This window comes from Motiliproteus sp. MSK22-1, from assembly GCF_001968815.1.
GTDB lineage: Bacteria > Pseudomonadota > Gammaproteobacteria > Pseudomonadales > Balneatricaceae > Motiliproteus.
Genome location: NZ_MIEQ01000022.1, coordinates 266,434 through 292,311, shown reverse-complemented (window position 1 = coordinate 292,311; position 25,878 = coordinate 266,434). Strand labels below are relative to the sequence as shown.

Below are 25,878 nucleotides of genomic sequence, written 5' to 3'. Positions count from 1 at the left end.
TCCAGCTTAACTCAAATAACGTTATTTAATCGAGCCCTGTTTAGACAGGCATGGATTCTGCTACCCTGTAGCGACAGCACTCCCTCAATACACTGGTAGCAAAACAACCGGAAGGTAGTTCAAAACTTAGCTGTAAACACCGATCATCCAACATCTCCCACTGCAAAGATGGTAACGCCAAGCGCACAGCACGGCGCTCCCGACGAAGCCCGGCCCGCTCCAGCCCCTTACACCAAGCGCTGTTGGTAGTCAGTATACCAGCTTCAAGATCCAGGCTGTCAGCTTCAACCAGAGCCCTCCCCTGTCCGTAAAGCGGTGCTGTGGGGTGCAGCTGCAAGGAATCTAATTGTTCTGTAACGATTGAAAGCTCCTCTTCCCGGGAGAGATTGGAGGTTCCTTCAATCATCAATCGATCCCCCTTCAGGTAGCGACCCAGAATACTTCGCCTGACCCGCTCGGCTACAACCTCATTAAACAAAAATGAACGGGCAGCCGACAGATAAATACCTCGACGCTGGCGGTCTTTAATTCGCACTTTCCCTGACAACAGCGCATCCGCCTGCTGCAAATTACCGCCGTCGTGGCCAAAGCGTTGCTCACCGTAGTAATTTGGAACCCCTTTAGAGCGCAGTTTCTGCAGTCGGCTCTCCAATTCACCAGACACCTCCAATTCCCTGATTTTCAGCAGAAAACGATTAGCTTTATGGATACCGCGCTTAAGCTTTCGGCTGTGTCGAGTTGTAACGAGAATATTTACCGACGGGGACTGCAACTGATTCCAGTCAGGTTCAGTATTACCAGGAAGCCAAACACTGAACCACTGAGTGGTCACAGCATTACGGTCTTTTAACCCGGCATAACCAACATCGGAAACGTTAACTCCAGCCAGACAAGCCAGTTGCTTTGTCAACCATAGGGTATTTTCCCCTTTTTTGCGGATCTTCAGGTATACATGCTCCCCGTTACCACTGGGTTCAAACCCCAGCAGCTCATCAACCTGAAAATCTTCAGGCTGTTGGCGAATCACGCCACTACAAGGAGGTTCACCATGGTATCGCGGAAAATCCAAAGAATGGTCTACAGATTGATTCATCAATTATCTTCTGGAAGCAAAAAGAATGTTTCACCTTTGCGAATCATGCCAAGCTCACTGCGAGCTCTTTCTTCAATCGCAGAAAGCCCCTGTTTCAGATCTTTCACTTCTGCCTTCAAGGCCTGATTTCGAGCATTAAGAGCTTTCAACTCAAGCTGCTGAGATTTGATCGTGCGCTCCAAGGCCCAAACGGAAGGCAGATTCCCTTCACCAAACCAGAGTCGATACTGTAGCCCCGCAAGTAAAACAACTAACAGAGCCAGCAATCCACGCATCACCTATATCCTCAAGTAACTCGCACCTAAACGATCTATATAATAGCGTTGTAACAATGATCGTTAAATGCAGGAAATCAAAACAGTGATTGTTAAAACAACGAGGGGGAGCCTTCCTTGCTCCCCCTCCATTGCTATTCTCTTACCGGACCCACATGAGGTGGCGTTCGAAGAAAGCAGTTAGCCCTGCCCCTTAATTTCAGACAAGCCCTTATATGGAGCCTTGCCTAACAACTCTTCCTCAATACGCAGCAGACGGTTGTACTTAGAGACACGATCAGAACGACACAAAGATCCTGTCTTAATCTGACCAGCCTTAGTCGCTACAGCCAAATCTGCAATAGTGGTGTCTTCAGTTTCCCCTGAACGATGGGAAATAACAGCTGTATATCCTGCATCCTGAGCCATCTTGATTGCGTCCAGAGTTTCACTCAGACTACCAATTTGATTGAATTTAATCAGAATGGAATTGGCGATACTCTTCTCAATACCTTCACCAAGAATCCTGGTATTCGTCACAAAGAGGTCATCACCAACCAATTGAACCTTGTCACCAATCTTATTGGTTAAATCAGCCCAACCATCCCAATCGCTTTCATCCATGCCATCTTCAATGGATACAATAGGATAACTGCCAGACAAAGTAGCCAGATAATCTGCAAACCCTGCAGAATCATACTGCTTGCCTTCACCTGATAAATCATATTGCCCGTCTTTATAAAATTCAGAAGCAGCGCAGTCTAGCGCCAAAGTAATATCTTTACCAAGCTGATAGCCAGCCTTGTCAATTGCTTCTTTGATAACTATCAGCGCTTCTTCATTTGAGGCCAGGTTTGGAGCAAAACCGCCCTCATCACCAACAGCTGTATTCAAACCACGACCAGATAATACCGCTTTCAGTGCGTGGAAGATTTCTGCACCAACCCGCAACGCTTCAGCAAAGTTAGGCGCACCCACGGGCTGAATCATAAACTCTTGAATATCAACATTATTATCTGCGTGCTCACCACCATTAATGATATTCATCATGGGCACGGGCATAGAATACTCACCCGCGTTACCATTTATTTCTGCAATATGAGCATATAGAGGCATACCCTTTTCAACAGCAGCAGCTTTGGCTACCGCCAGGGAAACAGCAAGAATTGCATTAGCTCCCAGGTTCGCCTTGTTATCAGTACCGTCCAGCTCAATCATAGCCTGGTCAATTCCGCGCTGATCCAATGCATCTTTTCCCAGAAGCAGATCGCGAATCTGATTGTTAACAGCACCAACGGCCTTTAACACCCCCTTACCCAAATATCGTGACGAATCGCCATCGCGCAATTCAAGCGCTTCGCGAGAACCGGTAGATGCACCAGAAGGTGCACAAGCAGTACCAAAGGCTCCAGATGCCAGAATTACGTCTGCTTCGACGGTAGGGTTTCCGCGCGAATCCAAAACCTCACGCGCTTTGATATCTACAATTTCAGCCATCTCGACAATCACTCCAAAAGTTAACACTAAAAATTCAAAATAATGTAAGGAGAACGCACTCTAACTACGTTTTAAAGAATGCAGGAGCAGCTTCCTGCTCATTCAACCCTGGATATAAAAACAGCCAGAATTACTGGCTGTTTTTTTACAAAATTACTTGCCCAATTTCTCAAGCGCGGCCTTAACAAAGCCTGAGAACAGTCCATGGCCATCCCGTGGAGTAGAGGTGAACTCCGGATGGAACTGACAAGCCACAAACCAAGGATGATCAGGAACTTCAACCACTTCCACTAAAGCGCCGTCCATTGAGCGTCCGGCAATCACCAAACCAGCCCCTTCAAGAGCTTCGAGGTAGTTATTGTTCACCTCATAACGGTGGCGATGACGCTCAAGTACCACTTCTTTCTGGTAGCAGTTAAAAGAAGTGGTATCCGGCTTCAAACGGCATTCTTGCGCACCTAAACGCATCGTTCCACCCAGGTCAGTGTCTTCATCACGAGTCTCAGTATCACCTTCTGCGGTGGTCCACTCTGTGATCAAACCGACAACCGGATGCTCCGTATCAGGCTTAAACTCGCTGCTGTTAGCCCCTTCTATCCCAGCAACATTTCTGGCATATTCAATAACAGCAACCTGCATACCCAGACAAATTCCCAGGTAGGGTACCTTATTTTCACGAGCGTACTGTGCGGTTAAGATTTTGCCCTCAACGCCCCGCTCTCCGAAACCACCAGGCACCAGAATAGCATCAACATCTTCCAGTCGAGCAGTGCCGTGGCGCTCAATGTCCTCGGAATCAATGTAACGAAGGTTAACCTTCGTTCGGTGTTGTATTCCCGCATGAGTCATCGCTTCAATAAGTGATTTGTATGCGTCCAACAGCTCCATGTATTTACCGACCATGGCGATAGTGACTTCGCGGTGAGGGTTGAGCTTGGCATCTGCAACACGATCCCACTCATCCAGCTCAGCTGGACCACACTCTAAACGGAAACGGTCGACAACAATATCATCCAGGCCTTGCTCATGAAGCATACGCGGGATTTTGTAGATAGTATCAGCATCTTCTAACGCAATAACGGCTCGCTCTTCAACGTTGGTGAACAGCGATAGCTTACGACGAGAGGAAGCCGGTATTTCATGATCAGAACGGCATACCAGGATATCGGGCTGTATACCGATGGAACGAAGCTCTTTTACTGAATGCTGGGTAGGCTTGGTTTTGGTTTCACCCGCTGTAGCAATATAGGGAACCAGCGTCAAATGCATAAACATTGCCCGGTTACCACCCAGCTCTACTTTAAGCTGACGGATCGCTTCAAGAAATGGCAGGGACTCAATATCACCAACCGTACCGCCAATTTCAACCAGTGCGATATCAGCATCACCAGCCCCTTCAATCACACGACGCTTGATTTCGTCTGTAATGTGAGGAATAACCTGGACCGTCCCCCCAAGGTAATCCCCCCGGCGTTCTTTACGCAAAACCTCTTCATAAATACGACCGGTGGTAAAGTTATTACGACTGGTCATGGTGGTGCGGATAAAACGCTCGTAGTGACCAAGATCAAGGTCAGTTTCCGCACCATCTTCGGTAACGTAGACCTCACCATGTTGGAACGGGCTCATCGTGCCTGGATCCACATTGATATAAGGATCGAGCTTAAGCATGGTGACCTTGAGCCCTCGGGCTTCAAGAATAGCGGCCAATGAAGCGGAAGCAATGCCCTTACCCAATGAGGACACAACACCGCCCGTGACGAAAATAAAGTGCGTCATTCGGAACCTGTTAGCAAGATATAAAACTGTGGCTGTACGGAGAGGCGCGAGCACCTCAGGATGGGGCTACAGGGTAGCAGAAAACGACTACCTCGACAATTAGCTTTAGCAAGGTATTTAAGATTCATTCCATCAACCAAATGAGTGCTCGGAAACCTGTAAATAATCCCATTACCTTCTTAATGATGGATACTGAAGTGGTCAGGTACACAAAAAGCAGCGTAGCGAAATAACGAATGCTTTCCAAGCGATCTGACAAAGCAGTTATGTTATAACTCAGGCTTCCATGAGAAGCCCAATGCCTCCTGATTCTGGTCGGCCTGAAACCCCTCGACAATCCAGAAACCCGCAACAGCCGCCAGAACACCATCAACAAAGATCAAGGGTATAAACGAACGCTGCCAGGGAGGAACCCCCGCCTCCTGCAGCAATTTTTTCAGCGACCGGCTACCTTGTCGCCCTGCAATGACTAGACGCTCTCCTCCTTGACGAAAGCCTATCTCAACAGATCCCAGCATTTTCAAAGGAATACCACGACCATCATCTCTCTGCGCAGATAAAGTCCCGAAAGGGAACTCAAAATCTAAACCGCTATTCAAAGCATTGTTCTGGTCACCCTTTCCTATCCGAAATCCGGTTAAATCCCAGTCAACCTTGCCTTTGGGTAGCTGCCAACGATTATCAGTCAGGTAGAGCTGTCCCTGATATCGACGGATCTGATAATGCCCCCAGCAAACCATTGGCTGTGCATCTTCACGCGCAGTAATAACCTCATCCAGAATGCGCAGGAGTTGGGGTTCTTCAGGTAATGATTCAGCTTGATCAGAAATCCAGAATCGCAACAGGTTACATTGCCGATCACGACTCAGGGATAACATGCCGTTATAGTCCAGCCCCCGGCCTGCGTGATCTGTATTAGACTTAACTGCAGAACAGCGCTGCAGATCTTCTGCCGCAAGCTGCTGATTCAAAGACTGTGCTTCTGCACAAAAGCGGACCGAGCGCCCTAATGCCTGAACCGCATGAGGCCAGCGCTGGAGAAGTTCAGGCAATACCTGATGTCGAACATAGTTCCGATCAAAATCGAGGGAGCTATTGGATGGATCTTCTATCCAATTAAGCTGATTTTGTTCTGCATATTGCTCCAATTCCCACCGGGGTAACGATAACAGCGGGCGAAACAAGCGCCCCTTACCTAACGGTCTTTGCTCAGGAATTGACGACAACCCTCGTACACCACTCCCTCTCATCAGGCGCAGTAAAATTGTTTCTGCCTGATCATCCGCATGGTGGGCTAACAGTAATCCATCACCGTCAGACATTAAGTGTTCAAACGCCTGGTAACGAGCCTGCCTTGCCTGGGCTTCCAAACTGGCGCCCTCATCAACAGCGACCTTTAAAACCTGCAGAGGTACACCAAGATTTTCACAAACAGCAGAACAATGCTCCACCCAGACCCCGGCCTCAGGCTGGAGGTTATGGTCGACATGTATAGCTGTTAAATTATGGGTTTGGTTAAGTTTCGCAGCGACAGCCAAATGCAGCAGCACGTGTGAATCAAGCCCACCACTGAAACCAAGCCACCAGCGTCTCACAACGCCTGCCTCTTTACGACAATCCGGGGTTAAAAACTCAAACAGTTGCCGATCTTGGAGGGTCATAATATCAGGGAGCTAAATCAAATAATTTGCAATAAGTGGGAGACAGAGAAGCGGAAGCATCGCCATCCGTTAAAACGATTATAGTAGCAGCTCATGCAAGCGCAGCGAAAAAGATCAAAACACCAATCAGTGCACGCAATACGGAAGCATAATTTCAGACTTGCGGTAAGTACAGGCTCCGGCATAAACCGAAGCCTGGCAATCAGTTTATCCCGTAAGACATTAAGCGCTTATAGCGCTTTTGTACCAACTCATCAATAGATAGGCTCTCCAACCGATCCAATGTTTCGAGAAGGTGCTTTTTCAGGGTACTGGCCAATAGTTCCGCGTCTCGATGTGCCCCCCCCAGTGGCTCCTGGATAATTTGGTCAACCAAACCTAACTCGTGAAGACGATCAGAGGTGATACCCATCGCCTTCGCCGCATCAGGTGCTTTATCAGAACTCTTCCATAGGATAGAGGCACAGCCTTCTGGGGAAATAACGGCATAAGTCGCGTACTGAAGCATCAGCATCTCATCACAGACACCAATGGCCAAGGCTCCACCGGAGCCTCCTTCACCAACAACAGTTGAAATAATAGGAGTTTTCAATCGCGACATAACCGCCAGATTATAGGCGATGGCTTCACTCTGCCCCCGCTCCTCTGCATCGATCCCAGGATAGGCTCCCGGTGTATCGATAAAGGTCATAATTGGCATCTTGAAACGTTCAGCCATCTCCATCAGACGCAACGCCTTGCGGTACCCCTCTGGTCGCGGCATACCAAAGTTACGCTTTACTTTCTCTCGGGTTTCACGACCCTTTTGATGCCCGATTATCATTACAGGCTTGCCCTCTAAACGGGCAATGCCACCAACAATAGCTTTATCATCTGCAAAGTGACGATCACCACTCAGTTCATCAAAGTCTTCAAAAATAAGCTCAGCGTAATCCAAAGTGTACGGCCGCTGAGGATGACGAGCGACCTGGGCAACCTGCCATGCGCTGAGATCACTGAATACCTGCTCAGTCAGAACTACATTTTTCTCTTGCAGACGCTCAATTTCATCACTGATGTTGATCTCGCTGTCTTCACCTACCAGTCGAAGTTCTTCGATCTTGGCTTCCAGTTCAGCAATGGGCTGTTCAAAATCCAGATAATTGGGGTTCATTTCTCTTCGCATCCGCGGTGTTCAGCTCGGTATATCCCGAAGCCCGGCAAAATTAATGGCGAAGTTTAACCCGTCCGGAAAAGTGTTTCCAGATAAACAACCAGTCGAAAGGTGCAATGCAGTTTTGAAGAGCAGGCATAACAGCCTGACAAAGCGACAATTGGCGATCAAACTTTGTCAGGGAGCTTGATAGCTATCCATTAAAAACGGGAAAAACTTCCTTTCCCGTAAATAAGGATGGTAGTCCAGCGCTGCCTTGATATTTTGAATAGCCAGTGCCGAATCCCCCTGCTGAAGCCGGATTATGCCCCGACCTGCCATTGCAGCAAAATGACGAGGCTCCAGCTCCAGCGTTTTGGCTATATCTTCCAACGAACTCTCAAAGTCACCTCGTTGGAAATGTACGGTTGCTCGCTGGTTCCACGCCTCTGAATAGTCAGGCACGATGCTGATCACTTGATCAAGTAACGCCAATGCCCGATCAAAATTATACCAACGCCGAGCTTCAATCGCCTCCTGCAACAGTTGGTCAGCCTTACCGTTGCCAGACTGAAGCCAAAGAAGCCAAATGGCTTTTTCAATGCGAAGTGCTTCTATTTGGTCCTTGGCAAGACTCAATTGCAGAAATCGATATTCCAGTGTTTGCTGTCGAATTGATTCAGGTTCAGCAGCGTAACTGGTGGAGACTGAGCAGGACACGAACGATAACAAGCATATGGTAAGCAAGATAATGCAGTACTTCATTGTAAGACCCTCCCTCGCGCTTCGTTCAAAACAGAGCTGCGACTTCAAGCCTGCTTTGACTTCGAGGATTCTTTCAGTATAGACAAGGGTCGTACAAATTATCTTTCAGCAATGATCTGAAACCCAGTATCGGAAAACGACTGATGATCACATTATCTAGTACAGAAGCCGAACCTGCTGCTTACCATATAACCGTTGAAGACTCAGCATCAACTCATCGGAGACCAGCACCTTCCAGTCAGTCCCAAGATTGATATCAGCAACGGCATCGGTGCGTTTATACCTTATCCTGACAGGCACTCCTTCCCCACGACTGCTTTCCAGCCAGGTACTCAGATCAAACAACAACTTTCCTTGAGAATCCTCGTATCCTCCCGCTCCTATCTCAACTTCAAGACAATTGGCAAAACAGCGCCGAGCACCAACGATGTCAAAAATCCGACTGGCACGGACTTTAACCATGCCGGAATAGTCATCATGAGCGACCTCTCCTTCAACGATCAGGACAGTGTCCTTAGCGACCAACTCACGATACTGCTCGTAAATATCTCCGAACAGAGTTACTTCCATGCGTGCACTGCGATCATCAAGGGTAACAAAGGCGAGCGTATCTCCGCGTTTTGTCTTACGCAGGCGCACATCAATGACCAAGCCTGCCATTTTTTGTGTTTGCCGGGGAGCAGGTTTAAGATCAACCAGACGATTGGGAACGAACTTTCTCAGCTCCTTCTCATATTCTTCAATAGGGTGCCCCGTAACGTAGAGCCCCAACGTGTCCTTTTCACCATTAAGACGCTCCTTGTCACTCCATTCAGGAACTCCAAGATAGGCTTCGTAGACATTAGAAGTATCCTCTTCAACAGAATCGACAATACCGCCAAACAGGTCAACTATGCCGCTGTCCTGATTGCGGGCATTCTGGTCCGCAGCCTTAACAGCATCAGGAATGGCAGCCATCAGAACCGCACGGCTCTCCCCCAACCGATCCAAAGCCCCACAACGAACCAATGCTTCCAGAACTCTTTTATTGATATTTTTGACGCCAACACGGTCACAAAAATCAAACAGATCCTTAAACTCAGGTCCGTTTGCCCGCGCAGCAACAATGGCGTCGATAGGACCTTCTCCCACCCCTTTTACCGCACCCAGCCCATAAACAATTTCACCGGCATCGTTAACGGTGAACATATACTCACCATAATTAACATCCGGCAATACCAGAGGTAATTTCATGGTGCGGCATTCTTCAATAAAGATCACCACTTTATCGGTGTTCTGCATATCCGATGACATAACTGCCGCCATAAAAGGCGCTGGATAATGCCATTTCAACCATGCTGTCTGATAGGAAACCAAAGCATAGGCAGCAGAGTGGGATTTGTTAAATCCGTAACCGGCAAACTTTTCTACCAGATCAAAAATATTCCCGGCCAGGTCCGGATCAATTCCATTGCCTTTACAGCCTTCTAAAAAGCCAACCCGCTGCTTTGCCATCTCCTCGGGCTTTTTCTTACCCATGGCTCGACGCAACATATCAGCACCGCCCAGGCTGAACCCCGCCATAACCTGAGCAATTTGCATGACTTGCTCCTGATAGAGCACGACCCCATAAGTGGGCTCCAGAACCGACTGTAGCGGCATATACTCATAATCGGGATGTGGATAAGAGAGTTTGGCTCGACCATGCTTACGGTTGATAAAATCATCTACCATCCCGGATTGCAGCGGTCCAGGGCGAAACAAGGCTACCAGTGCGACAATATCCTCGAAACGGCTGGGCAGTAGCCGTTTCATAAGGTCTTTCATACCACTGGATTCCAACTGGAATACCGCCGTTGTATCTCCACGCTTGAGCATCTCGTAAACAGCAGTATCTTCGAGATAGATCGTCGTGATATCTAATAGATCTTCACCTCGCTTAGCCTGCTGTCGATGAATAGTCTTCAGCGCCCAGTCAATAATCGTAAGCGTGCGTAATCCGAGAAAGTCAAATTTAACCAGGCCAGCTGCTTCAACATCATTTTTATCAAATTGGGTAACCAGTCCATGACCGGCCTCATCACAGTACAGCGGTGCGAAGTCTGTCAGCCTGGTTGGCGCGATCACCACTCCACCGGCATGCTTACCCACCCCCCGAGTGACCCCTTCCAGCTTGTAGGCCATCTCCATAATTTCCTGAACTTCTTCACTGCCGTCAATAAATTCCCGTAACGCGGGCTCTTGCTCAACGGCCTTTTTCAGGGTTATACCAATTTCAAAAGGGATCAGCTTGGACAGTTTATCAGCCAGGCCAAAGGCTTTACCCTGCACCCTGGCCACATCTCGCACCACCGCTTTTGCAGCCATTGTGCCAAATGTAATAATCTGAGATACGGCATCTCGACCATAGGTTTCTGCAACGTAATCAATGACTTTATCACGATTATCCATACAGAAATCGATATCAAAGTCAGGCATGGATACTCGTTCAGGATTCAAGAATCGCTCAAATAGCAAGTCATATTCAAGTGGATCAAGGTCAGTGATTTTCTGACAATAGGCCACCAGAGAACCTGCACCGGATCCTCGTCCAGGCCCGACTGGAACCCCGTTGTCCTTACCCCACTGGATAAAGTCCATAACGATAAGGAAGTAACCCGGAAAACCCATCTCTATGATAATTTTCAGCTCAAAATCCAACCGCTCATCATAAGGTTTACGCTTTTCCGCATAATCCGGGTCGTTTTTGTCCAGAATAACGTCGAGCCGTTCTTCCAGGCCTTTTTTCGAAACATCGATAAAGAACTCATCCATTGTCATCCCATCTGGGATGGGATACGCAGGTAGATAATACTTACCCAGTTCAATTTCAATATTGCAGCGCTTGGCTATTTCCAGGGTGTTCGCAAGGGCTTCTGGAATGTCTTCGAAAAGCTCGACCATTTCCGCTTGGCTGCGAAAGTACTGCTGGTCGCTATAATCTTTCGGCCTTCGGGGATCAATCAGTACCCGCCCCTGATTGATACAGACCCGCGCTTCATGGGCAGCAAAATCTTCCGGATTCATAAACACAACATCATTGGTTGCCACAACCGGAATCTGCAACCTGCTCGCCAGCTCTAAGGAGCCATGCAGACATTCTTCATCATTAGCGCGGCCTGTTCGTTGAAGTTCGAGATAAAAGCGTCCAGGGAAAAGCGCCTCCCATTCTTTAAGAACCGTCTCAGCCAATTCAGGCTTATTTCCCAGCAATGCCCGACCAACTTCACCTTCCTTAGCACCCGACAGAGCAATCAGCCCGTCCGATTGACGTGCAACCCACTCCATTTTTACAACAGCCTTCTCTGGCATCATTCCCTGACCGTCCTGATAAGCGCGGGCAATCAATTCCGTCAGGTTGCGATATCCCTCGGAATTCATCACAAGCAAAGTCAGCCGAGTAGGGGCTTCGTCTATATCCTGTCGATTCTGAATCCATAAATCAGCACCGCAAATTGGCTTCAGACCAGCTCCCATAGCGGCTTGGTAGAACTTGATCAAGGCATAAAAGTTCACCTGATCTGTCAACGCAACGGCTGGCATCTGATCCTCAGCGGCGGCTTTAACCAATCCCTTTATTCGTACCAGACCATCAACAATGGAGTACTCTGAGTGGGTTTTAAGGTGCACGAACCTGGGTTCTGATGATGTTGTCATCTGTTAGACCTGTTGATACTTATGGTTCAAGAACTATTTGACCAGTAAATCATTCACTGTTGGGTCAAAGACAGAAAATCTGCGCAAAACGGATTGGTAATGCAAAGTGGTATAGAACATTACCAGCCAGGATCTTCAGAACCTTCTAACAGAGTTCTGACTGGCCCAAAGGAGCGACGATGTAAGGGTGTAGGCCCTAAGCTCCGCAGCGCTTCAAGATGCCCAGCAGTAGGATAACCTTTGTGCTGTGCCAACCCGTAGCCTGGGTACTGCAAATCAAAGTTCTGCATTTCTCGATCACGGGTCACTTTGGCTAGAATGGAAGCCGCGCTGATAGCAGCGACGCGACTATCTCCCTTAACAACAGGCTCTGAGGGGCAGCTTAGCTCTGGACAGCGGTTGCCATCAATTAAAGCAAATTCTGGTTGGACAGAAAGACCCTCAACTGCACGCTGCATCGCCAGCATCGTCGCATGTAAGATATTAAGCTGATCAATCTCACTGACCGAAGCTCTGGCAACAAAGCATGAAAGCGCTTTATCCATTATCTCATCATACAAAGCATTTCGGCGCTTCTCGGTCAGTTTCTTGGAGTCAGCTAAACCAGCAATTGGATTCTCAGGATCAAGAATGACCGCCGCGGTAACAACATCTCCGAATAAAGGCCCACGCCCGACCTCATCGACTCCTGCCAGCAGATATCCCTGATAACTACAAAACTCTTCATTCATGTTCCGATACTCATAATCTGATGGCTGCTAATTGTCCAAAAGCGATCAAGATCTATCAATTACCTGCAACAGAGCCCCAGCTAACAAGAGTTACTTTTGCTGGTAATCAGTTCAAGTACTGCTTTTGCTGCCTGCTGACTGGCATTCAACCGCATCTGCTCATGCAACTGGGTAAACCGCTGCAACAAATAGTCTCTATGCTCTTTGTCATCAAGTTGTTTTAACAAAGCCCGACCGAGAGATTCAGCAGTTGCATCATTCTGGAGCAACTCTGGAACCAGCGGCTCATCAGCAAGCAGGTTTGGCAACGAAACATAGGGGACCTTGAGCATGCGGGAAATAATTGCAAATGTCAGAGGAGCCATACGATAAGCCACGACTAACGGCTTTTTCAATAGCATACCTTCCAAAGCAGCAGTACCAGAAGCCATCAACACAGCATCACTCGCCTGCATAACCTCACGAGAACGCCCTTCAATCAACTGCACCGGAAGATCCTGGCCACTCAACAGCTCCCGTAACTGTTCAAATCGTGCTCGGTTTGCTGCCGGCAAAATAAATTTCAGTGTTGGTTTTTGTTTGAGCAACCAGCGTGCAGCATCCAGAAAAAGAGGTGTGAGCTTCTCAACTTCTCCTGCCCGGCTTCCTGGTAATAGCGCGACCCACGTTTGCTTGTCATCTAAAGCTAATGCTTTCCTGGCTGCTGGAGTATCAACTTCGACGGGCAATTCATCAGCCAGCGTATGGCCTACAAACCGAGCGTCAACCCCGTGTTTGTCATAAAACCGCTTTTCGAATGGAAGCAAGCAGAGCATCAGATCTGTAGACCTGGCAATTTTAAGGACACGCTTCTCACGCCATGCCCAGACTGAAGGACTCACATAGTGAACGGTTGGAATACCGGCATTACGAAGTTTAGCCTCCAAGGGCAAATTGAAGTCCGGGGCATCGATACCAATAAAAAGGTCTGGTGGGTTTTCCAGCCAACGCTGGCGGAGCTGCTTACGAATTGACAGCAGCTCCCTCAATCGCCCCAGCACCTCAACAAGCCCCATCACAGAAAGCCGGTCCATAGAGAACAGGCTTTCCATTCCTTCTGCCATCATCAAAGGTCCGGCAATACCTTCCAACTGGATTTTCACAGTCCCTGCTACGATAGTGTCAGAACCTTGTCGGCCATCAGGATTATGCCCAGAAGTTTCTATCTCAGAGTTTAATGCCACGGCGGTCTTGTCGATGGCAACAGAAGACAGCTGTTCCTTGAGAGCCCTTATCAACCCGGCACCAAGGATATCCCCCGATGCCTCACCGGCAACGATAGCAATACGAATCGGACGCACCGCATCAGCCTTAACCGTTGCTGCATTATTTTTCATCATAATTAACTATAAAATAACCGGGACCGTCGAACTGTTAGCACTACAGGCTATGGCTGCCGTCGAAATGTAGCCATTGCGAACTGTTAGTATTGTCAAACCATAGCAACTATCGAACCACTGCTGTCAAGCTACGGCTACTATCAAGCAATGACCAATAACAAACAGCTCTATGGCAGATATCTACCTGACCAATACGTACGTGACAAACCGGTTCATAACAAACAAGAACGGCTATCGAATGATACCGCGGTTAGAAGATTTCAGAGCATTAATCATGAGCTGAACAGCAGGCTGCTGTTGCGTCAATAACTGCAGTTGCTCAATGGCCTCGTCAACCTTAAGACCTTGACGATAGATGATCTTATAGGCTCGTTTAATTGCTTGTATACTATCGGCAGAAAAGCCGCGACGACGCAACCCTTCTGCATTTATGCCATGGGGTTTAGCAGTATTACCATTTGCCATGACGTAGTCGGGTATATCCTGTAGCAGTACCGTACCGGTCCCGCACATGACATGGCTTCCCACCTGGCAAAACTGATGGACAGCCGTAAAGCCACCAAGAATACTATGGTCACCAACCCGTACATGCCCAGCCAAAGCTACATTATTAGCCAGCACCGCATGATCACCAACAATGCAGTCATGGGCCACGTGGACATAAGCCATCAGCAAATTATCATTACCAATTTTGGTGATTCCTTTATCCTGGATTGTACCGCGATGAATGGTACAGCCCTCCCGGATAACGTTGTTATCACCAATTTCAAGCCGCGTAGGCTCACCTCTATATTTTTTATCCTGACACTCATCACCGACAGTCGCAAACTGAAAAATGCGATTGTTGCGCCCAATGTGGGTTGGTCCCTTTAACACCACATGAGAAGCAATCCGACACCCTGATTCAATAACTACATCAGGACCAATCAGCGTCCAGGGGCCGACCTCTACATCATCAGCCAATTGGGCGCTAGGGTCGATATCGGCACGACTATCAATCAAAATCAGACTTTCCTATCGGCACAAAGAATAGTAGCGGAAGCAGCTAACTCACCATCAACAGATGCTTTGCACTCAAACTTCCAGATACCACGCTTTTCAGAAACAACCCTGGCTTCCAGCTGCACTCTATCACCGGGCACGACAGGTCGCTTAAAGCGCAACTTATCAGACCCGACAAAATAATAAATTGACCCGTCCTGCGGTTTTTTATCCATGGTTTTAAAACCAAGAATACCCGCAGCCTGGGCCATTGCCTCGATAATCAGAACACCAGGCATTACCGGATGATCTGGGAAGTGACCGTCAAAAAAAGGTTCATTAATCGTGACATTTTTATAAGCAACTATTGAATCCCCCTTTTCAAGCTCAACCACACGATCCACCAATAAAAACGGGTAGCGGTGGGGTAGATATTCCCGAATTTCCTTAACATCCATCATTTAACACTGACCTTTGAGCTTTTCTGGAGCTGTTAATCTGCAGAATTTTTTGTTTTTGCCATTTCAATTGATTTCTCCAGTTTGGAGACTCGAGTCGCCAACTGGTCTAACTGTCTGAAACGTACCACGTTTCTCTTCCATTGCTGATGAGGAGAAATACCTGTACCAGAGGAATAGACACCCGGTTTTTTCAAGGATTTTGTAACCAGTCCCATAGCCGTGATATGGACATCATCCGCCATTTCGAGGTGACCCGCTACAACAACCCCACCGGCAATAGTGCACCGACGGCCAATCTTTGAGCTGCCGGCAACTCCGACACAACCAGCAAACGCCGAATCTTCGCCAATTTCAACGTTGTGAGCTATCTGAATCTGGTTATCAAGCTTCACTCCGTTACCAATTAGAGTATCGTCAAGCGCCCCTCGATCAATCGTCGTTCCGGCTCCAATTTCTACATCATCGCCGATAACCACCCGTCCCAACTGAGATATTTTGTTCCACCGGCCTTTATCGATAGCAAACCCAAAGCCATCGGAGCCAATGACCGCACTACTGTGGACCAGTACTCGCTGCCCTATCGTAACACCATGATAAACAGTTACATTGGCAGCTATCAGACTATCTTTCCCGATAAAACTTCCACAACCAATAACAGAATGCGCCCCAATGGCAACTCCTGCTTCGATCTCCACATCCGCTTCAATAACAGCAAAAGGACCAATTCGGGCAGAATCAGAAATCTTAGCCGTTGCATCGACAACAGCTGAAGAGTGAACTCCGACCGGTAGCATAGGGCGATTTTCAAACCAGCCACTGATACGGGCATAACCTAGATACGGATCATCCAGTATCAACGCATCAACGGGACACAATGCCAGATCAGTTTCAGTAACAATCACGGCTGCAGCTTTAGTTTTCTCCAGATCGGCCCGAAAGGCTGGACTGGACAGAAAAGAAATCTGATTACCCACCGCACTGCGAAGCGACTGGATGCCGCAAATTTTCTTGTCTGCATCTCCAACAAGTCGCGCGCCAAGCGTTGCCGCAATCTCGCCAAGTGTCAATTCAGTTACCATAAGGCTACTTTTTATTTAGCGCTTCAATAACCTCGGTGGTCAAATTTCTCACTGTTTTAGTATTGATGTAGGCAACCCCTTGTTTTTTCATAATCAGATCCAAATCATATTTCTCGGACAGCTCCTGAAGAACGGCATCTACTTTTGGACCTAGTTGCTGCAGAAGTTGTTTTAGCTGCTGCTGCTCGGCAAGTGCAAGGTTTTGCTGAAGCTGGTTAAAAGCCCCGCCTTTTTTCTGGACTTCAATAATCAACGATTTTCTTTCAGCTTCACTTAAAAAATCTGCTTCCTTTTTTAAACGCTCTTTCAACGCCCGGCCTTCATCCCGGATTTTCTTCAAACGTTCAAATTCAGCCTGGAACTGCTCTCTAAACTGCTGCTTTACTTCCAATACTTGTCTGGAGCCTTTAATTATTGCTTCTTCATTAATGACAGCAAGCTTCTCCGACGCGGCGAAAGCCAGTGCTGGAACCAAACAAAGTACTGCCAGCAGCGTTTTTACCAATTTCATATGTAACTCCTTTCCCTATAATTAGAACGTACGACCAAGCGCAAACTGGAAGGACTCCGTCTCATCGCCACTCTCTTCAATGATTGGCGCTGCGATAGAGAATGACAAAGGCCCGATAAAGGTAATCCAGGAAACCCCAAGCCCCACCGAAGCACGAAATTCATCCAGCTCAATACCGCTGGTACAGTTGGGGTTACTGTCAAGACAGCTCGTATCAAAGACGTTACCAACATCCAAAAAGACTAACGAGCGTAATTTACTGTCGTCTTCTACAAATGGGAACGGGAAAATCACCTCAGCCGAGCCTTCGATCAATACGTTCCCGCCCAACGGGTCCGTATCGGCATTATTTGCTCGAGGACCTAAGCTATTATTCTTGAAGCCACGCACCGAGTTAAAACCACCAGAGAAGAAATGCTTGAAGAAAGGTAGCTCAGCCGTTCCACCATAACTATCCCCATACCCAAGCTCTGCCTCAAGTTTTAATATCCAGTCATCCGTTATCGGGAAATAACGCTGCCCGCGATACCTTAACTTGTAATAGCCCAGATCACTGCCGGGAGCCGATGCTTCCAACGACAAAGACTGGGAATAACCATCTGTGGCTAAAAAGCCCTTGTTGAGATGATTGTCACTCCAAGAAGCGGTTATCGGTAAAAGATTATACTGACTGCCTTCTTCTGCAATAAAATCAGTAATTTCCGTAGGCACATCATTACCCAGATTGACTTCCAGGTTTTCATATCCAATACCAAACTTCAGTCGCTGGAAGCTGTCGATCGGATAGCCAAAGTTGACGCCACCACCAAATGCATCAGTGGAGTAATTACTGGTGTCATCTTCGTCAAAGTTTTGCTGTCGATAAAACAGGTTAAAGCCGCGACTGACGCCATCAACGGTGTAGTACGGGTCAGTGAAGCTAAAACTGTATTCGGTGTCTGTATCACTATTGTTGGCAGTGAAGGACACGTGCTTACCTGTACCAAGGAAGTTTTTCTGAGAAACCTGCACAGCGAGCAAAATACCGGAACTTTGCGAGAAACCAATACTGGCGCTCAGGTTACCTGATAGCTGTTCCACCACACTGTATTCCAGGTCGATTTGATCATCAACGCCTGGCACCGGTGTTGTTTCTACATTGACGGAGGTAAAGTATCCGAGTCTCTCAAGCTGGCTTTTGGACTTCTCAATATTTTTACTGGATGCATAGCCGCCTTCCATTTGCCACATTTCCCGCCGCAGCACCTCATCAGCACTGGTTGTATTCCCTCTGAAGTTGATTCTGCGAACATAAAGCCGACGTCCAGGATCAACGAAGAACTTCAGGTTTACGCGCTTATTTTCCTCATCAATGTCAGGGACTGGATTTACATTAGCCTGTAAGTATCCATCAGCACCCAAGTGACTGACGATTTGCTCGGTGGCATTAACCATCACTTTTCGCGAGAAAACATCTCCATTGCTCAACGGTATCAATTGATGCAATTCCTCAGGGTCAACCGCCAGGTTGCCAGCAAATTCATAATCACCGAAGTAGTAGAGATCACCCTCGCTTACATTGATGGTGATATAGACGTGCTTGCGATCCGGGGTTAGGGAAACCTGGGTCGATTCAATATTAAAGTTAATATAGCCTCGGTTCAGGTAATAGGAGCGCAGCCGCTCAAGATCACCACTGAGTTTTTCCCGTGCATAACGGTCATCCTTAAAGAAGAATGACCAGAAAGTTGGGGTTTTCAAATCAAACTGCTTCTGCAACTCTTCGTCGTCAAAGACTTCATTACCAACAATATTGATATGCTGGATGGAAGCGGCCTCGCCTTCCTTGATATTAATCGTAAGGCCCACTCGGTTCTCCGGAAGGTTTTCTACGGTTGCATCAATCCATGCCCCGTAACGCCCTTGTGCTGCATAAACACGAGCAAGATCAAGCCTGATTTGTTCAAGGGTCGCTCTTTGGAATACCTCACCTTCACGCAGACCGATACCAGCCAACCCTTCGGTTAGTGCTTCGGTCTCAATGACGTCGTTCCCCTTGATCTCGATCTTACTAAGGGCCGGGCGCTCCTGCACTCGAACAACAAGGACAGCATTGTCGTCACGAACCAGTTGGATATCGTTAAAGTAACCCGACTTAAACAATTCCCGGGCCGCATCGGCCAAACGATACTCGTCGACTTCATCACCGATTTCTACGGGAAAAGCTCGAAACACAGTACCAAGATCCAGGCGCCGAAGCCCTTCTACTCGAATATCAGAAACAGTGAAGCCTTCAGCCCAAACAGTCACAGGAAGTGCCAGTGTCAGCGGGAATAGAAGGCTGATCAATAGGTGTATCAGTCTACGTCTCATTCAGCGTTACAAATCCGTTCCAGAACAAAGTTTATAGCGTCACGCTTAAATTAGAGACGCGCTAGGTCATTATAAAAAGCCAAGAACATTAACGCCATCAAAAGCGCCATGCCGATCTTCAGCCCCACGAGTTGTGTTTTCTCAGAGACAGGCCGACCACGAATAGCCTCGATGACATAATAAAGAATATGTCCTCCATCCAACATAGGAATTGGCAATAAGTTAAGAATACCCAAGCTGATGCTTAAGTAAGCGAGAAAGTTCAAAAAACTCTCAAGTCCCGACTCTGCCGAAGCCCCCGCCACTTTAGCAATCGTTATTGGCCCACTCAAGTTTTTTACTGAAATCTCTCCTTGAATCATCTTCCCGATAGACTCAATAATCAGTACGACAAGCTGCTGTGTTTTGTTTAGAGCCGCAGGTATAGCTTCCAGAGGCGAATAACTAATTTCGCGTAACAGCCAATCAGGCCAGACAGGCGGCTCAACGCCAGCCCCGATGTAGCCGTACTCTCGACCATCACCCGCAGACTGCTTGGCAGGAGTAATATTCAGCTCGACTGGTTGCCCGTCACGAACCAGAGTTAATACAACCTGGTTTTCCGGATTCGCCTGAATCTGGGACACCAGTTCATACCAGTCATTTACCGGTTGATTATCCAGTTGCTGCACCAGATCGCCAACACGAAGCCCAGCTGCCTCAGCTCGCCCCCCTTCAACTAGCTGGCCGATAATGGCGGGGACAGGCGGCCGAAATGGTGCAATCCCCAAGCTGTAAAGCGGACCTTTTTCCTCATCCACCTTCCAGGAATTAATGACAACGCGATAGCGCTGCTCACCACCAAGATCGACTGATCGTGTCGTAATCTGTAACTGTCCTGTCTCACCAATACGTGCCGCCAGCCTTAACCCAACCTCTTCCCAGCTACGAGTCGGATATCCGTCAACCGAAACAATTTCTTCTTTCGATACCAAACCAGCTATTTCTGCCGGAGACCCCCCGGTAATGTCTCCTATAACTGGCGCAACGGTGCTGACACCGTAAATAAACAGAAACCAGTATGCCAAGACAGCAAAAGCCAGATTAACCACAGGCCCGGCAGCAACAATAGCGATTCGCTGCCAAACGGTTTTACGATTAAAAGCCTGGTCAAGCAAGGAGTCAGGAACCTCTCCCTCCCTTTCGTCCAGCATCTTTACGTAACCACCCAACGGGATAGCAGCAATCACATACTCTGTTCCCATTTTGTCACGCCAACTGAAGAGCCCCTTGCCAAAGCCAACGGAAAAACGAAGCACTTTGACACCGCAACGTCGGGCCACCCAGAAATGACCATATTCATGAATGGTAACCAAAATACCAAGCGTGACGATCGCAGCGAGAATGATCTGCAAAATACCCATCAAAAAAACCTGTGTTTAAGCCTTATATCGCTTAATGTACAACCGACTCAGCATTAAACATCTAGCGCAAGATCGCTATAGTTTTTCTGAGAACCACTCTATTGAGCCAAACCAACCAGGGAAATACCAAGAGCAAAAACGGGAGCCGCAGCAGTCAGGCTATCGATTCGATCCATTATTCCACCATGACCTGGTAGAAGCTGGCTGCTGTCTTTGATTCCGCGGTGACGTTTAACCATGCTTTCCAGCAAATCACCCAAAACTGAGGCCAGCGCCGTAACCAAACAGACAAGCAATAGCGACAATAGTGCCAAAGGTTTTAACTGCCAATAAAGACCAATCACTAATGCAATGACCAGACTGGTAACCAGCCCGCCATAGAAACCTGCCATGGTTTTTCCTGGACTGACTGCGGGAGCCAGCTTCGAACGCCCCCAGGTACGACCGGCAAAATAAGCGCCAATATCAGCTCCCCAGACCAATAGCATCAGCAGTAAAAGAAGCCCCCCCGCAGGAGCCACTGCCTTTAGGAAAACCAATGCATGCCAAGTGGGAATTAGTACCGCCACGCCCATCAGGGTCCGCTGAAGAACTCCACCCCATTGATCACTGGAGCCAGGATATCCTCTTACCCAAATGAGTCCCAGGAGCCAAAACAAACAGGCAATAAACAACAGCACGCCACTTGGTAAGGGAAACAACACCAGAACAGGCAAAAACGCCGTCAACGCCGCAGCATACAGCCAGCGCTGAATCATATCCTCAAGACCAGAAAGGTTTGCCCACTCCCAAGCCCCAAGACACATAACCAAGGCCACAAACCACTGAAAATATTCAAGAGGAAACCAAAAAACACAAATGAGTACTATTGGCGCCAATACTGATGCGGTAAGGATTCGCTTTTTAAGCATCCGAGCCCTCGCCTTGCACCTCGGACTCGACCTGTTCACTCGTTTTACCGAATCGACGCTGCCGGCCTACAAATACCTCAAAGGCAGCTTCCAATTCGTTACAATCAAAGTCAGGCCAGTATTTAGGGGTAAAATAAAATTCTGCATAAGCAAAATGCCAGAGAAGGAAGTTACTGATTCGCTGCTCGCCACCCGTACGTATGCATAAATCGACCGGAGCTTGCCCTGCCAGAGTCATATGATCTTCAAAACAGTCCACAGTAATCTGACTTGACTGGAGCGCACCATCTCTAACCTTTTCAGCCAGCTTCTGCGCTGCCTGAACAATATCCCATTGACCGCCATAATTAGCAGCAACATTCAGTGTCAGCCCCGTATTTGCGGCGGTCAAAGCCTCAGCCTCGACAATTTTTCGTTGCAACCCGTCGCTGAATCGACTCTTATCGCCAACCACTTTCAGGCGGATATTATTCTTATGGAGTTTTTTAACCTCCCGCTTGAGCGCGAGCATAAAAAGCTCCATTAAACCACGTACTTCTAATTCTGGACGTCGCCAGTTTTCACTACTGAAAGCAAATAGAGTAAGCGATTCAACACCATAACGGGCACAACCATCCACAGTTGCACGGACCGCATCCACGCCAGCCTTATGACCAGCCAGGCTAGGCAGTCTTCGCGACTTTGCCCAACGGTTGTTGCCATCCATAACGATAGCCACATGACGCGGCACCTTAGGAAAGGATTTCAGTTCGACCATATCATCCTTCGGTTCAGCCGGAGCCCAGAAGACAGCCGGGTTCAACACTAGTCATCAGTCAATTGAACCCGACAAAGCCTGGCTCAGATTTCCATCAAATCAGCTTCTTTCTTCTGTAGATGCACTTCGACTTCAGCAATACACTTGTCGGTTAACTTCTGAATGGCATCCTGACTACGACGTTCGTCATCCTCAGTAATTTCCTTTTCTTTCAGAAGCTCCTTAACATCATTATTGGCATCCCGGCGGATATTCCGAATAGCGATTCTGGCAGCTTCAGCCTCCTGACGGGCCTGACGGATGAATCCCTTACGAGTCTCTTCTGTCAATGCAGGCATCGGCACCCGAATAACAGTACCCGCTGTCGAAGGGTTCAGGCCAAGATCGGATTTCATAATCGCTTTTTCGATATCAGGCACCATAGGTCGCTCCCATGGAGTGATAGATAGGGTACGAGCATCCTCAACACTAATGTTGGCAACCTGACTCAAGGGTACATCACCACCATAATAAGAAACTCTTATGGAATCTAAAATGCTGGGGTGGGCACGACCTGTTCGAATTTTTTTAAAATTACCAACCAATGACTGTACACTCTTGAGCATTCGCTCTTCAGCATCTTCTCTTATTTCATTGATCACTGTTATCTCCTTCTGACTCACCACTATGGATCAGCGTACCTTCGTCACCGCCTCTGACGACTGTTACCAAGGCGCCAGGCTTGTTCATATTAAAGACCCGAACTGGCATATCATGGTCACGAGTAAGACACATTGCAGTCAAATCCATAACGCCAAGCTGCTTTTCAAGCACCTCATCATAACTCAGACGATCATATTTAGTCGCTGTTGGATCTTTGACTGGATCTGCTGAGTAGACACCGTCTACTTTTGTCGCTTTGAGCACCACATCCACTTCTACTTCAATTCCCCGCAGACAAGCGGCCGAGTCAGTTGTAAAGAAGGGATTTCCGGTACCTGCTGAGAAGATTACCACGTCACCTTGATTGAGGTAACGCATGGCTTGGCGACGGTCATAATCATCAACCACACCAACCATGGAAATTGCAGACATGACGCGGGTGGTAATATTACTTCGTTCCAGAGCATCACGCATCGCCAGAGCATTCATTACCGTCGCCAGCATTCCCATGTGGTCACCGGTAACTCGATCCATCCCGGCCTTACTCAAGGCCTCTCCCCGGAACAGGTTACCACCACCTATAACGATACCAACTTGAACACCAATACCGACCAGCTGGCCAATTTCTAACGCCATTCTATCCAGAACCTTCGGATCAATACCGAAGTTTTCTGAGCCCATCAGGGCCTCGCCACTAAGCTTTAACAAAATGCGCTTATAACGCGCCTTGTTTTTATCAGTCACTGATTATATCCCCGGAAAATTTTGGTTGGCAGTTTAGCATCTGACCCAGGGGGTTGCACGAGCTGACTCTGATCGATATACAGCCAACCCATGCAGAGAGAAACACTTACTTAAGTGCAGCAGCAACTTCGTCAGCGAAGTCAACCTTCTCAACTTCGATACCTTCACCCACTTCAAAGCGAACAAATGAAGCGACTTCAGCACCAGCATCTTTAACCAGCTTACCAATCTTGATTTCAGGATTTTTAACAAAGTCCTGCTCAACAAGAGAGTTTTCTGCCAAGAACTTCTTGATACGACCGCCGACCATTTTCTCTGCAATTTCAGCAGGCTTTCCAGCCATATCAGGCTGTGCAAGAATGATTTCTTTCTCTTTAACCAAAACTTCTTCTGGCATATCTTCCGGCTTGGCAACACGAGGGTTAACAGCAGCAGTATGCATAGCAACATCTTTTGCCACAGAGTTCTCACCACCAGTCAAGGCAACCAGAACAGCAATCCGATTGTTACTGTGGGTGTAGGCACCTACATTAGCGCTTTCAAGCATTTCGATGCGACGAACACCGATATTTTCACCGATCTTTTGGACCAGCGCTTGACGCCTCTCTTCCAGGTCACCTTCCATCAACGCAGCAACATCGGTTTGCTTTGCTTCAAATGCAGCGTCCAGAACAGTGTTTACAAACCCCAGGAAGCCTTCGTCACGAGCAACAAAGTCAGTCTCAGAATTAACCTCTACGATGATACCGTAGCTGTTATCGTCAGCCACTTTGGTAGCAACAACACCATCTGCAGCAGTACGACCAGCTTTTTTGGCTGCCTTCATACCACTTGATTTACGCAGATTTTCAATCGCCAGCTCAATATCACCATCAGCTTCTGCAAGTGCTTTCTTACATTCCAGCATACCCAAGCTAGTGCGCTCGCGTAGCTCTTTAACCATAGAAGCAGAGATTTTTGCCGCCATGATAAATCCTCTTAAAAATCAAAATTATACGTTTAAAAAAGGGGAGCAACGCTCCCCTTACTGAAGCCTTCAAGAGGCCAGGAGAAGCGCTTATTCAGCAGTTTCAGCCTGCTCTTCAACTTCTACAAATTCGCTCTGGTCAGCACTGCTTCCTTCCAGGCACGCATCAGCAACGGCTTTTACGTAAATCTGGATAGCGCGCAATGCGTCATCATTACCTGGAATGATGTAGTCAACACCGTCAGGGTTGCTGTTGGTATCTACGATACCAATTACAGGAATACCTAGCTTGTTAGCTTCGTTGATAGCAATACGCTCATGATCAACATCAACAACAAACAGTGCGTCAGGCAGACCGCCCATATCTTTGATACCACCAATAGAGCGCTCTAGCTTAGCCATCTCACGGGTGTTCATCAGCGCTTCTTTCTTGGTCAGCTTGTCAAAGGTACCGTCCTGAGACTGCTTTTCCAGATCACGGAATCGCTTAATAGAAGCACGAATGGTTTTGTAGTTAGTCAACATACCACCCAACCAGCGGTGGTTGACGTAAGGCATGTTAGAACGAACGCCTTCATCACGAATAACCTTGCTGGCAGCACGCTTGGTACCAACGAACAAGATTTTGTTCTTGTTGGAAGCCAGACGCTGAACCACGCCCAAAGCCTCGTTCATGGCTGGAACAGTGTGCTCAAGGTTGATGATATGAATCTTGTTACGTGCGCCGAAAATGTACTTACCCATTTTCGGATTCCAGTAACGGGTCTGATGACCGAAGTGCGCACCGGCTTTCAGCAACTCACGCATAGATACTTTAGACATATGTATTCCTTAATATCGGGTTAGGCCTCCACACACCCCATCGCTCACCCCAAAGGGGCACCCAGAGCGGATGTGACGGTGTATGTGCGACGTTAATAATTTAATTTCTCTACTTTGAAAACCGAGCTGACTTCCAAAGAGCGCGACTTTATACCACAACAAGGCGATATTTTAAAGAAGAACTGACAACAGCCGTGTGATTTCACCTGCTTTCAATCAGGATCAGCCTACCCACAGACTCTTGCCTTAAAACAGCCAAAAACAACCTCTGTTAATTCTTAT

Annotated in this window: 22 protein-coding genes; all 22 read right to left on the bottom strand. The window is 47.8% G+C overall.

Going from position 1 to position 25,878, the window contains the following annotated elements; all coding sequences use genetic code 11:
* Positions 1–40: 40 nt before the first annotated feature.
* The 22 genes from truD to rpsB all read right to left on the bottom strand — a co-directional run bounded on the left by truD (position 41) and on the right by rpsB (position 25,596).
* Positions 41–1,093: a tRNA pseudouridine(13) synthase TruD gene (gene truD / locus BGP75_RS04540; protein WP_076715673.1), complete on the bottom strand. Its 1,053-nt coding sequence runs from the start codon at positions 1,091–1,093 to the stop codon at positions 41–43.
* Positions 1,093–1,368, bottom strand: a complete 276-nt coding sequence (gene ftsB / locus BGP75_RS04535; RefSeq protein WP_076715670.1) for a cell division protein FtsB — start codon at positions 1,366–1,368, stop codon at positions 1,093–1,095. Before ftsB ends, truD begins: the two co-directional genes overlap by 1 nt.
* 180 nt (positions 1,369–1,548) lie before the next feature.
* Positions 1,549–2,844 (bottom strand): phosphopyruvate hydratase, encoded by a 1,296-nt coding sequence (gene eno, locus BGP75_RS04530; RefSeq protein ID WP_076715667.1) that lies wholly within the window; start codon positions 2,842–2,844, stop codon positions 1,549–1,551.
* A gap of 153 nt (positions 2,845–2,997) precedes the next feature.
* A complete protein-coding gene (locus tag BGP75_RS04525) occupies positions 2,998–4,623 on the bottom strand; it encodes a CTP synthase (protein WP_076715664.1) in 1,626 nt (541 codons plus the stop codon).
* Between the two features lie 269 nt (positions 4,624–4,892).
* Complete coding sequence (gene tilS, locus BGP75_RS04520) at positions 4,893–6,284, bottom strand: tRNA lysidine(34) synthetase TilS (protein WP_083704616.1); 1,392 nt, start codon at positions 6,282–6,284, stop codon at positions 4,893–4,895.
* A 202-nt stretch (positions 6,285–6,486) separates the two neighbouring features.
* Positions 6,487–7,437, bottom strand: coding sequence for an acetyl-CoA carboxylase carboxyl transferase subunit alpha (gene accA / locus BGP75_RS04515; RefSeq protein ID WP_076715661.1), 951 nt, complete (start codon positions 7,435–7,437; stop codon positions 6,487–6,489).
* A 177-nt stretch (positions 7,438–7,614) separates the two neighbouring features.
* Entirely contained in the window at positions 7,615–8,181 is a 567-nt protein-coding gene (locus BGP75_RS04510; RefSeq protein WP_076715658.1) for a tetratricopeptide repeat protein, read from the bottom strand.
* Positions 8,182–8,337: 156 nt separating this feature from the next.
* Positions 8,338–11,856, bottom strand: coding sequence for a DNA polymerase III subunit alpha (gene dnaE, locus BGP75_RS04505; protein ID WP_076715655.1), 3,519 nt, complete (start codon positions 11,854–11,856; stop codon positions 8,338–8,340).
* Positions 11,857–11,975: 119 nt separating this feature from the next.
* Positions 11,976–12,587, bottom strand: coding sequence for a ribonuclease HII (gene rnhB, locus BGP75_RS04500; protein WP_076715652.1), 612 nt, complete (start codon positions 12,585–12,587; stop codon positions 11,976–11,978).
* A gap of 80 nt (positions 12,588–12,667) precedes the next feature.
* Entirely contained in the window at positions 12,668–13,927 is a 1,260-nt protein-coding gene (lpxB, locus tag BGP75_RS04495; protein WP_369832102.1) for a lipid-A-disaccharide synthase, read from the bottom strand.
* A gap of 270 nt (positions 13,928–14,197) precedes the next feature.
* Positions 14,198–14,968, bottom strand: coding sequence for an acyl-ACP--UDP-N-acetylglucosamine O-acyltransferase (lpxA, locus tag BGP75_RS04490; protein ID WP_076715646.1), 771 nt, complete (start codon positions 14,966–14,968; stop codon positions 14,198–14,200).
* A 2-nt stretch (positions 14,969–14,970) separates the two neighbouring features.
* Positions 14,971–15,408, bottom strand: a complete 438-nt coding sequence (gene fabZ, locus BGP75_RS04485) for a 3-hydroxyacyl-ACP dehydratase FabZ (RefSeq protein WP_076715643.1) — start codon at positions 15,406–15,408, stop codon at positions 14,971–14,973.
* Positions 15,409–15,440: 32 nt separating this feature from the next.
* Positions 15,441–16,487 carry a UDP-3-O-(3-hydroxymyristoyl)glucosamine N-acyltransferase gene (lpxD, locus tag BGP75_RS04480; RefSeq protein ID WP_076715640.1) on the bottom strand — a complete coding sequence of 349 codons (1,047 nt, stop codon included), beginning with the start codon at positions 16,485–16,487 and terminating at the stop codon, positions 15,441–15,443.
* A 4-nt stretch (positions 16,488–16,491) separates the two neighbouring features.
* Positions 16,492–16,998, bottom strand: a complete 507-nt coding sequence (locus tag BGP75_RS04475; protein ID WP_076715637.1) for an OmpH family outer membrane protein — start codon at positions 16,996–16,998, stop codon at positions 16,492–16,494.
* A gap of 21 nt (positions 16,999–17,019) precedes the next feature.
* On the bottom strand, positions 17,020–19,350 hold the full coding sequence (bamA, locus tag BGP75_RS04470; RefSeq protein ID WP_076715634.1) for an outer membrane protein assembly factor BamA: 2,331 nt from the start codon (positions 19,348–19,350) through the stop codon (positions 17,020–17,022).
* A gap of 50 nt (positions 19,351–19,400) precedes the next feature.
* The gene (rseP, locus tag BGP75_RS04465) at positions 19,401–20,753 is read right to left on the bottom strand and encodes an RIP metalloprotease RseP (protein WP_076715631.1); all 1,353 of its coding nucleotides are present in this window, start codon (positions 20,751–20,753) and stop codon (positions 19,401–19,403) included.
* Positions 20,754–20,851: 98 nt separating this feature from the next.
* On the bottom strand, positions 20,852–21,664 hold the full coding sequence (locus BGP75_RS04460; protein ID WP_076715628.1) for a phosphatidate cytidylyltransferase: 813 nt from the start codon (positions 21,662–21,664) through the stop codon (positions 20,852–20,854).
* Positions 21,657–22,421, bottom strand: coding sequence for a polyprenyl diphosphate synthase (gene uppS / locus BGP75_RS04455; protein ID WP_076715779.1), 765 nt, complete (start codon positions 22,419–22,421; stop codon positions 21,657–21,659). Before uppS ends, BGP75_RS04460 begins: the two co-directional genes overlap by 8 nt.
* 83 nt (positions 22,422–22,504) lie before the next feature.
* Positions 22,505–23,062: a ribosome recycling factor gene (gene frr, locus BGP75_RS04450; RefSeq protein ID WP_076715625.1), complete on the bottom strand. Its 558-nt coding sequence runs from the start codon at positions 23,060–23,062 to the stop codon at positions 22,505–22,507.
* A complete protein-coding gene (pyrH, locus tag BGP75_RS04445) occupies positions 23,052–23,807 on the bottom strand; it encodes a UMP kinase (protein WP_076715622.1) in 756 nt (251 codons plus the stop codon). Before pyrH ends, frr begins: the two co-directional genes overlap by 11 nt.
* A gap of 106 nt (positions 23,808–23,913) precedes the next feature.
* Positions 23,914–24,774, bottom strand: coding sequence for a translation elongation factor Ts (gene tsf, locus BGP75_RS04440; protein ID WP_076715619.1), 861 nt, complete (start codon positions 24,772–24,774; stop codon positions 23,914–23,916).
* A gap of 90 nt (positions 24,775–24,864) precedes the next feature.
* Positions 24,865–25,596, bottom strand: coding sequence for a 30S ribosomal protein S2 (gene rpsB / locus BGP75_RS04435; RefSeq protein WP_076715617.1), 732 nt, complete (start codon positions 25,594–25,596; stop codon positions 24,865–24,867).
* Between the last annotated feature and the right edge of the window lie 282 nt (positions 25,597–25,878).

Excerpts from the sequence above, each read along its gene's own strand:
- truD (WP_076715673.1), bottom strand. The coding sequence starts at position 1,093 with ATGAATCAATCTGTAGACCATTCTTTGGATTTTCCGCGATACCATGGT.
- dnaE (WP_076715655.1), bottom strand. The coding sequence starts at position 11,856 with ATGACAACATCATCAGAACCCAGGTTCGTGCACCTTAAAACCCACTCA.
- BGP75_RS04525 (WP_076715664.1), bottom strand. The coding sequence starts at position 4,623 with ATGACGCACTTTATTTTCGTCACGGGCGGTGTTGTGTCCTCATTGGGT.
- fabZ (WP_076715643.1), bottom strand. The coding sequence starts at position 15,408 with ATGATGGATGTTAAGGAAATTCGGGAATATCTACCCCACCGCTACCCG.
- rpsB (WP_076715617.1), bottom strand. The coding sequence starts at position 25,596 with ATGTCTAAAGTATCTATGCGTGAGTTGCTGAAAGCCGGTGCGCACTTC.
- lpxD (WP_076715640.1), bottom strand. The coding sequence starts at position 16,487 with ATGGTAACTGAATTGACACTTGGCGAGATTGCGGCAACGCTTGGCGCG.
- tsf (WP_076715619.1), bottom strand. The coding sequence starts at position 24,774 with ATGGCGGCAAAAATCTCTGCTTCTATGGTTAAAGAGCTACGCGAGCGC.
- BGP75_RS04460 (WP_076715628.1), bottom strand. The coding sequence starts at position 21,664 with ATGCTTAAAAAGCGAATCCTTACCGCATCAGTATTGGCGCCAATAGTA.
- uppS (WP_076715779.1), bottom strand. The coding sequence starts at position 22,421 with ATGGTCGAACTGAAATCCTTTCCTAAGGTGCCGCGTCATGTGGCTATC.
- eno (WP_076715667.1), bottom strand. The coding sequence starts at position 2,844 with ATGGCTGAAATTGTAGATATCAAAGCGCGTGAGGTTTTGGATTCGCGC.
- tilS (WP_083704616.1), bottom strand. The coding sequence starts at position 6,284 with ATGACCCTCCAAGATCGGCAACTGTTTGAGTTTTTAACCCCGGATTGT.
- bamA (WP_076715634.1), bottom strand. The coding sequence starts at position 19,350 with ATGAGACGTAGACTGATACACCTATTGATCAGCCTTCTATTCCCGCTG.
- accA (WP_076715661.1), bottom strand. The coding sequence starts at position 7,437 with ATGAACCCCAATTATCTGGATTTTGAACAGCCCATTGCTGAACTGGAA.
- rnhB (WP_076715652.1), bottom strand. The coding sequence starts at position 12,587 with ATGAATGAAGAGTTTTGTAGTTATCAGGGATATCTGCTGGCAGGAGTC.
- ftsB (WP_076715670.1), bottom strand. The coding sequence starts at position 1,368 with ATGCGTGGATTGCTGGCTCTGTTAGTTGTTTTACTTGCGGGGCTACAG.
- rseP (WP_076715631.1), bottom strand. The coding sequence starts at position 20,753 with ATGGGTATTTTGCAGATCATTCTCGCTGCGATCGTCACGCTTGGTATT.
- BGP75_RS04510 (WP_076715658.1), bottom strand. The coding sequence starts at position 8,181 with ATGAAGTACTGCATTATCTTGCTTACCATATGCTTGTTATCGTTCGTG.
- BGP75_RS04475 (WP_076715637.1), bottom strand. The coding sequence starts at position 16,998 with ATGAAATTGGTAAAAACGCTGCTGGCAGTACTTTGTTTGGTTCCAGCA.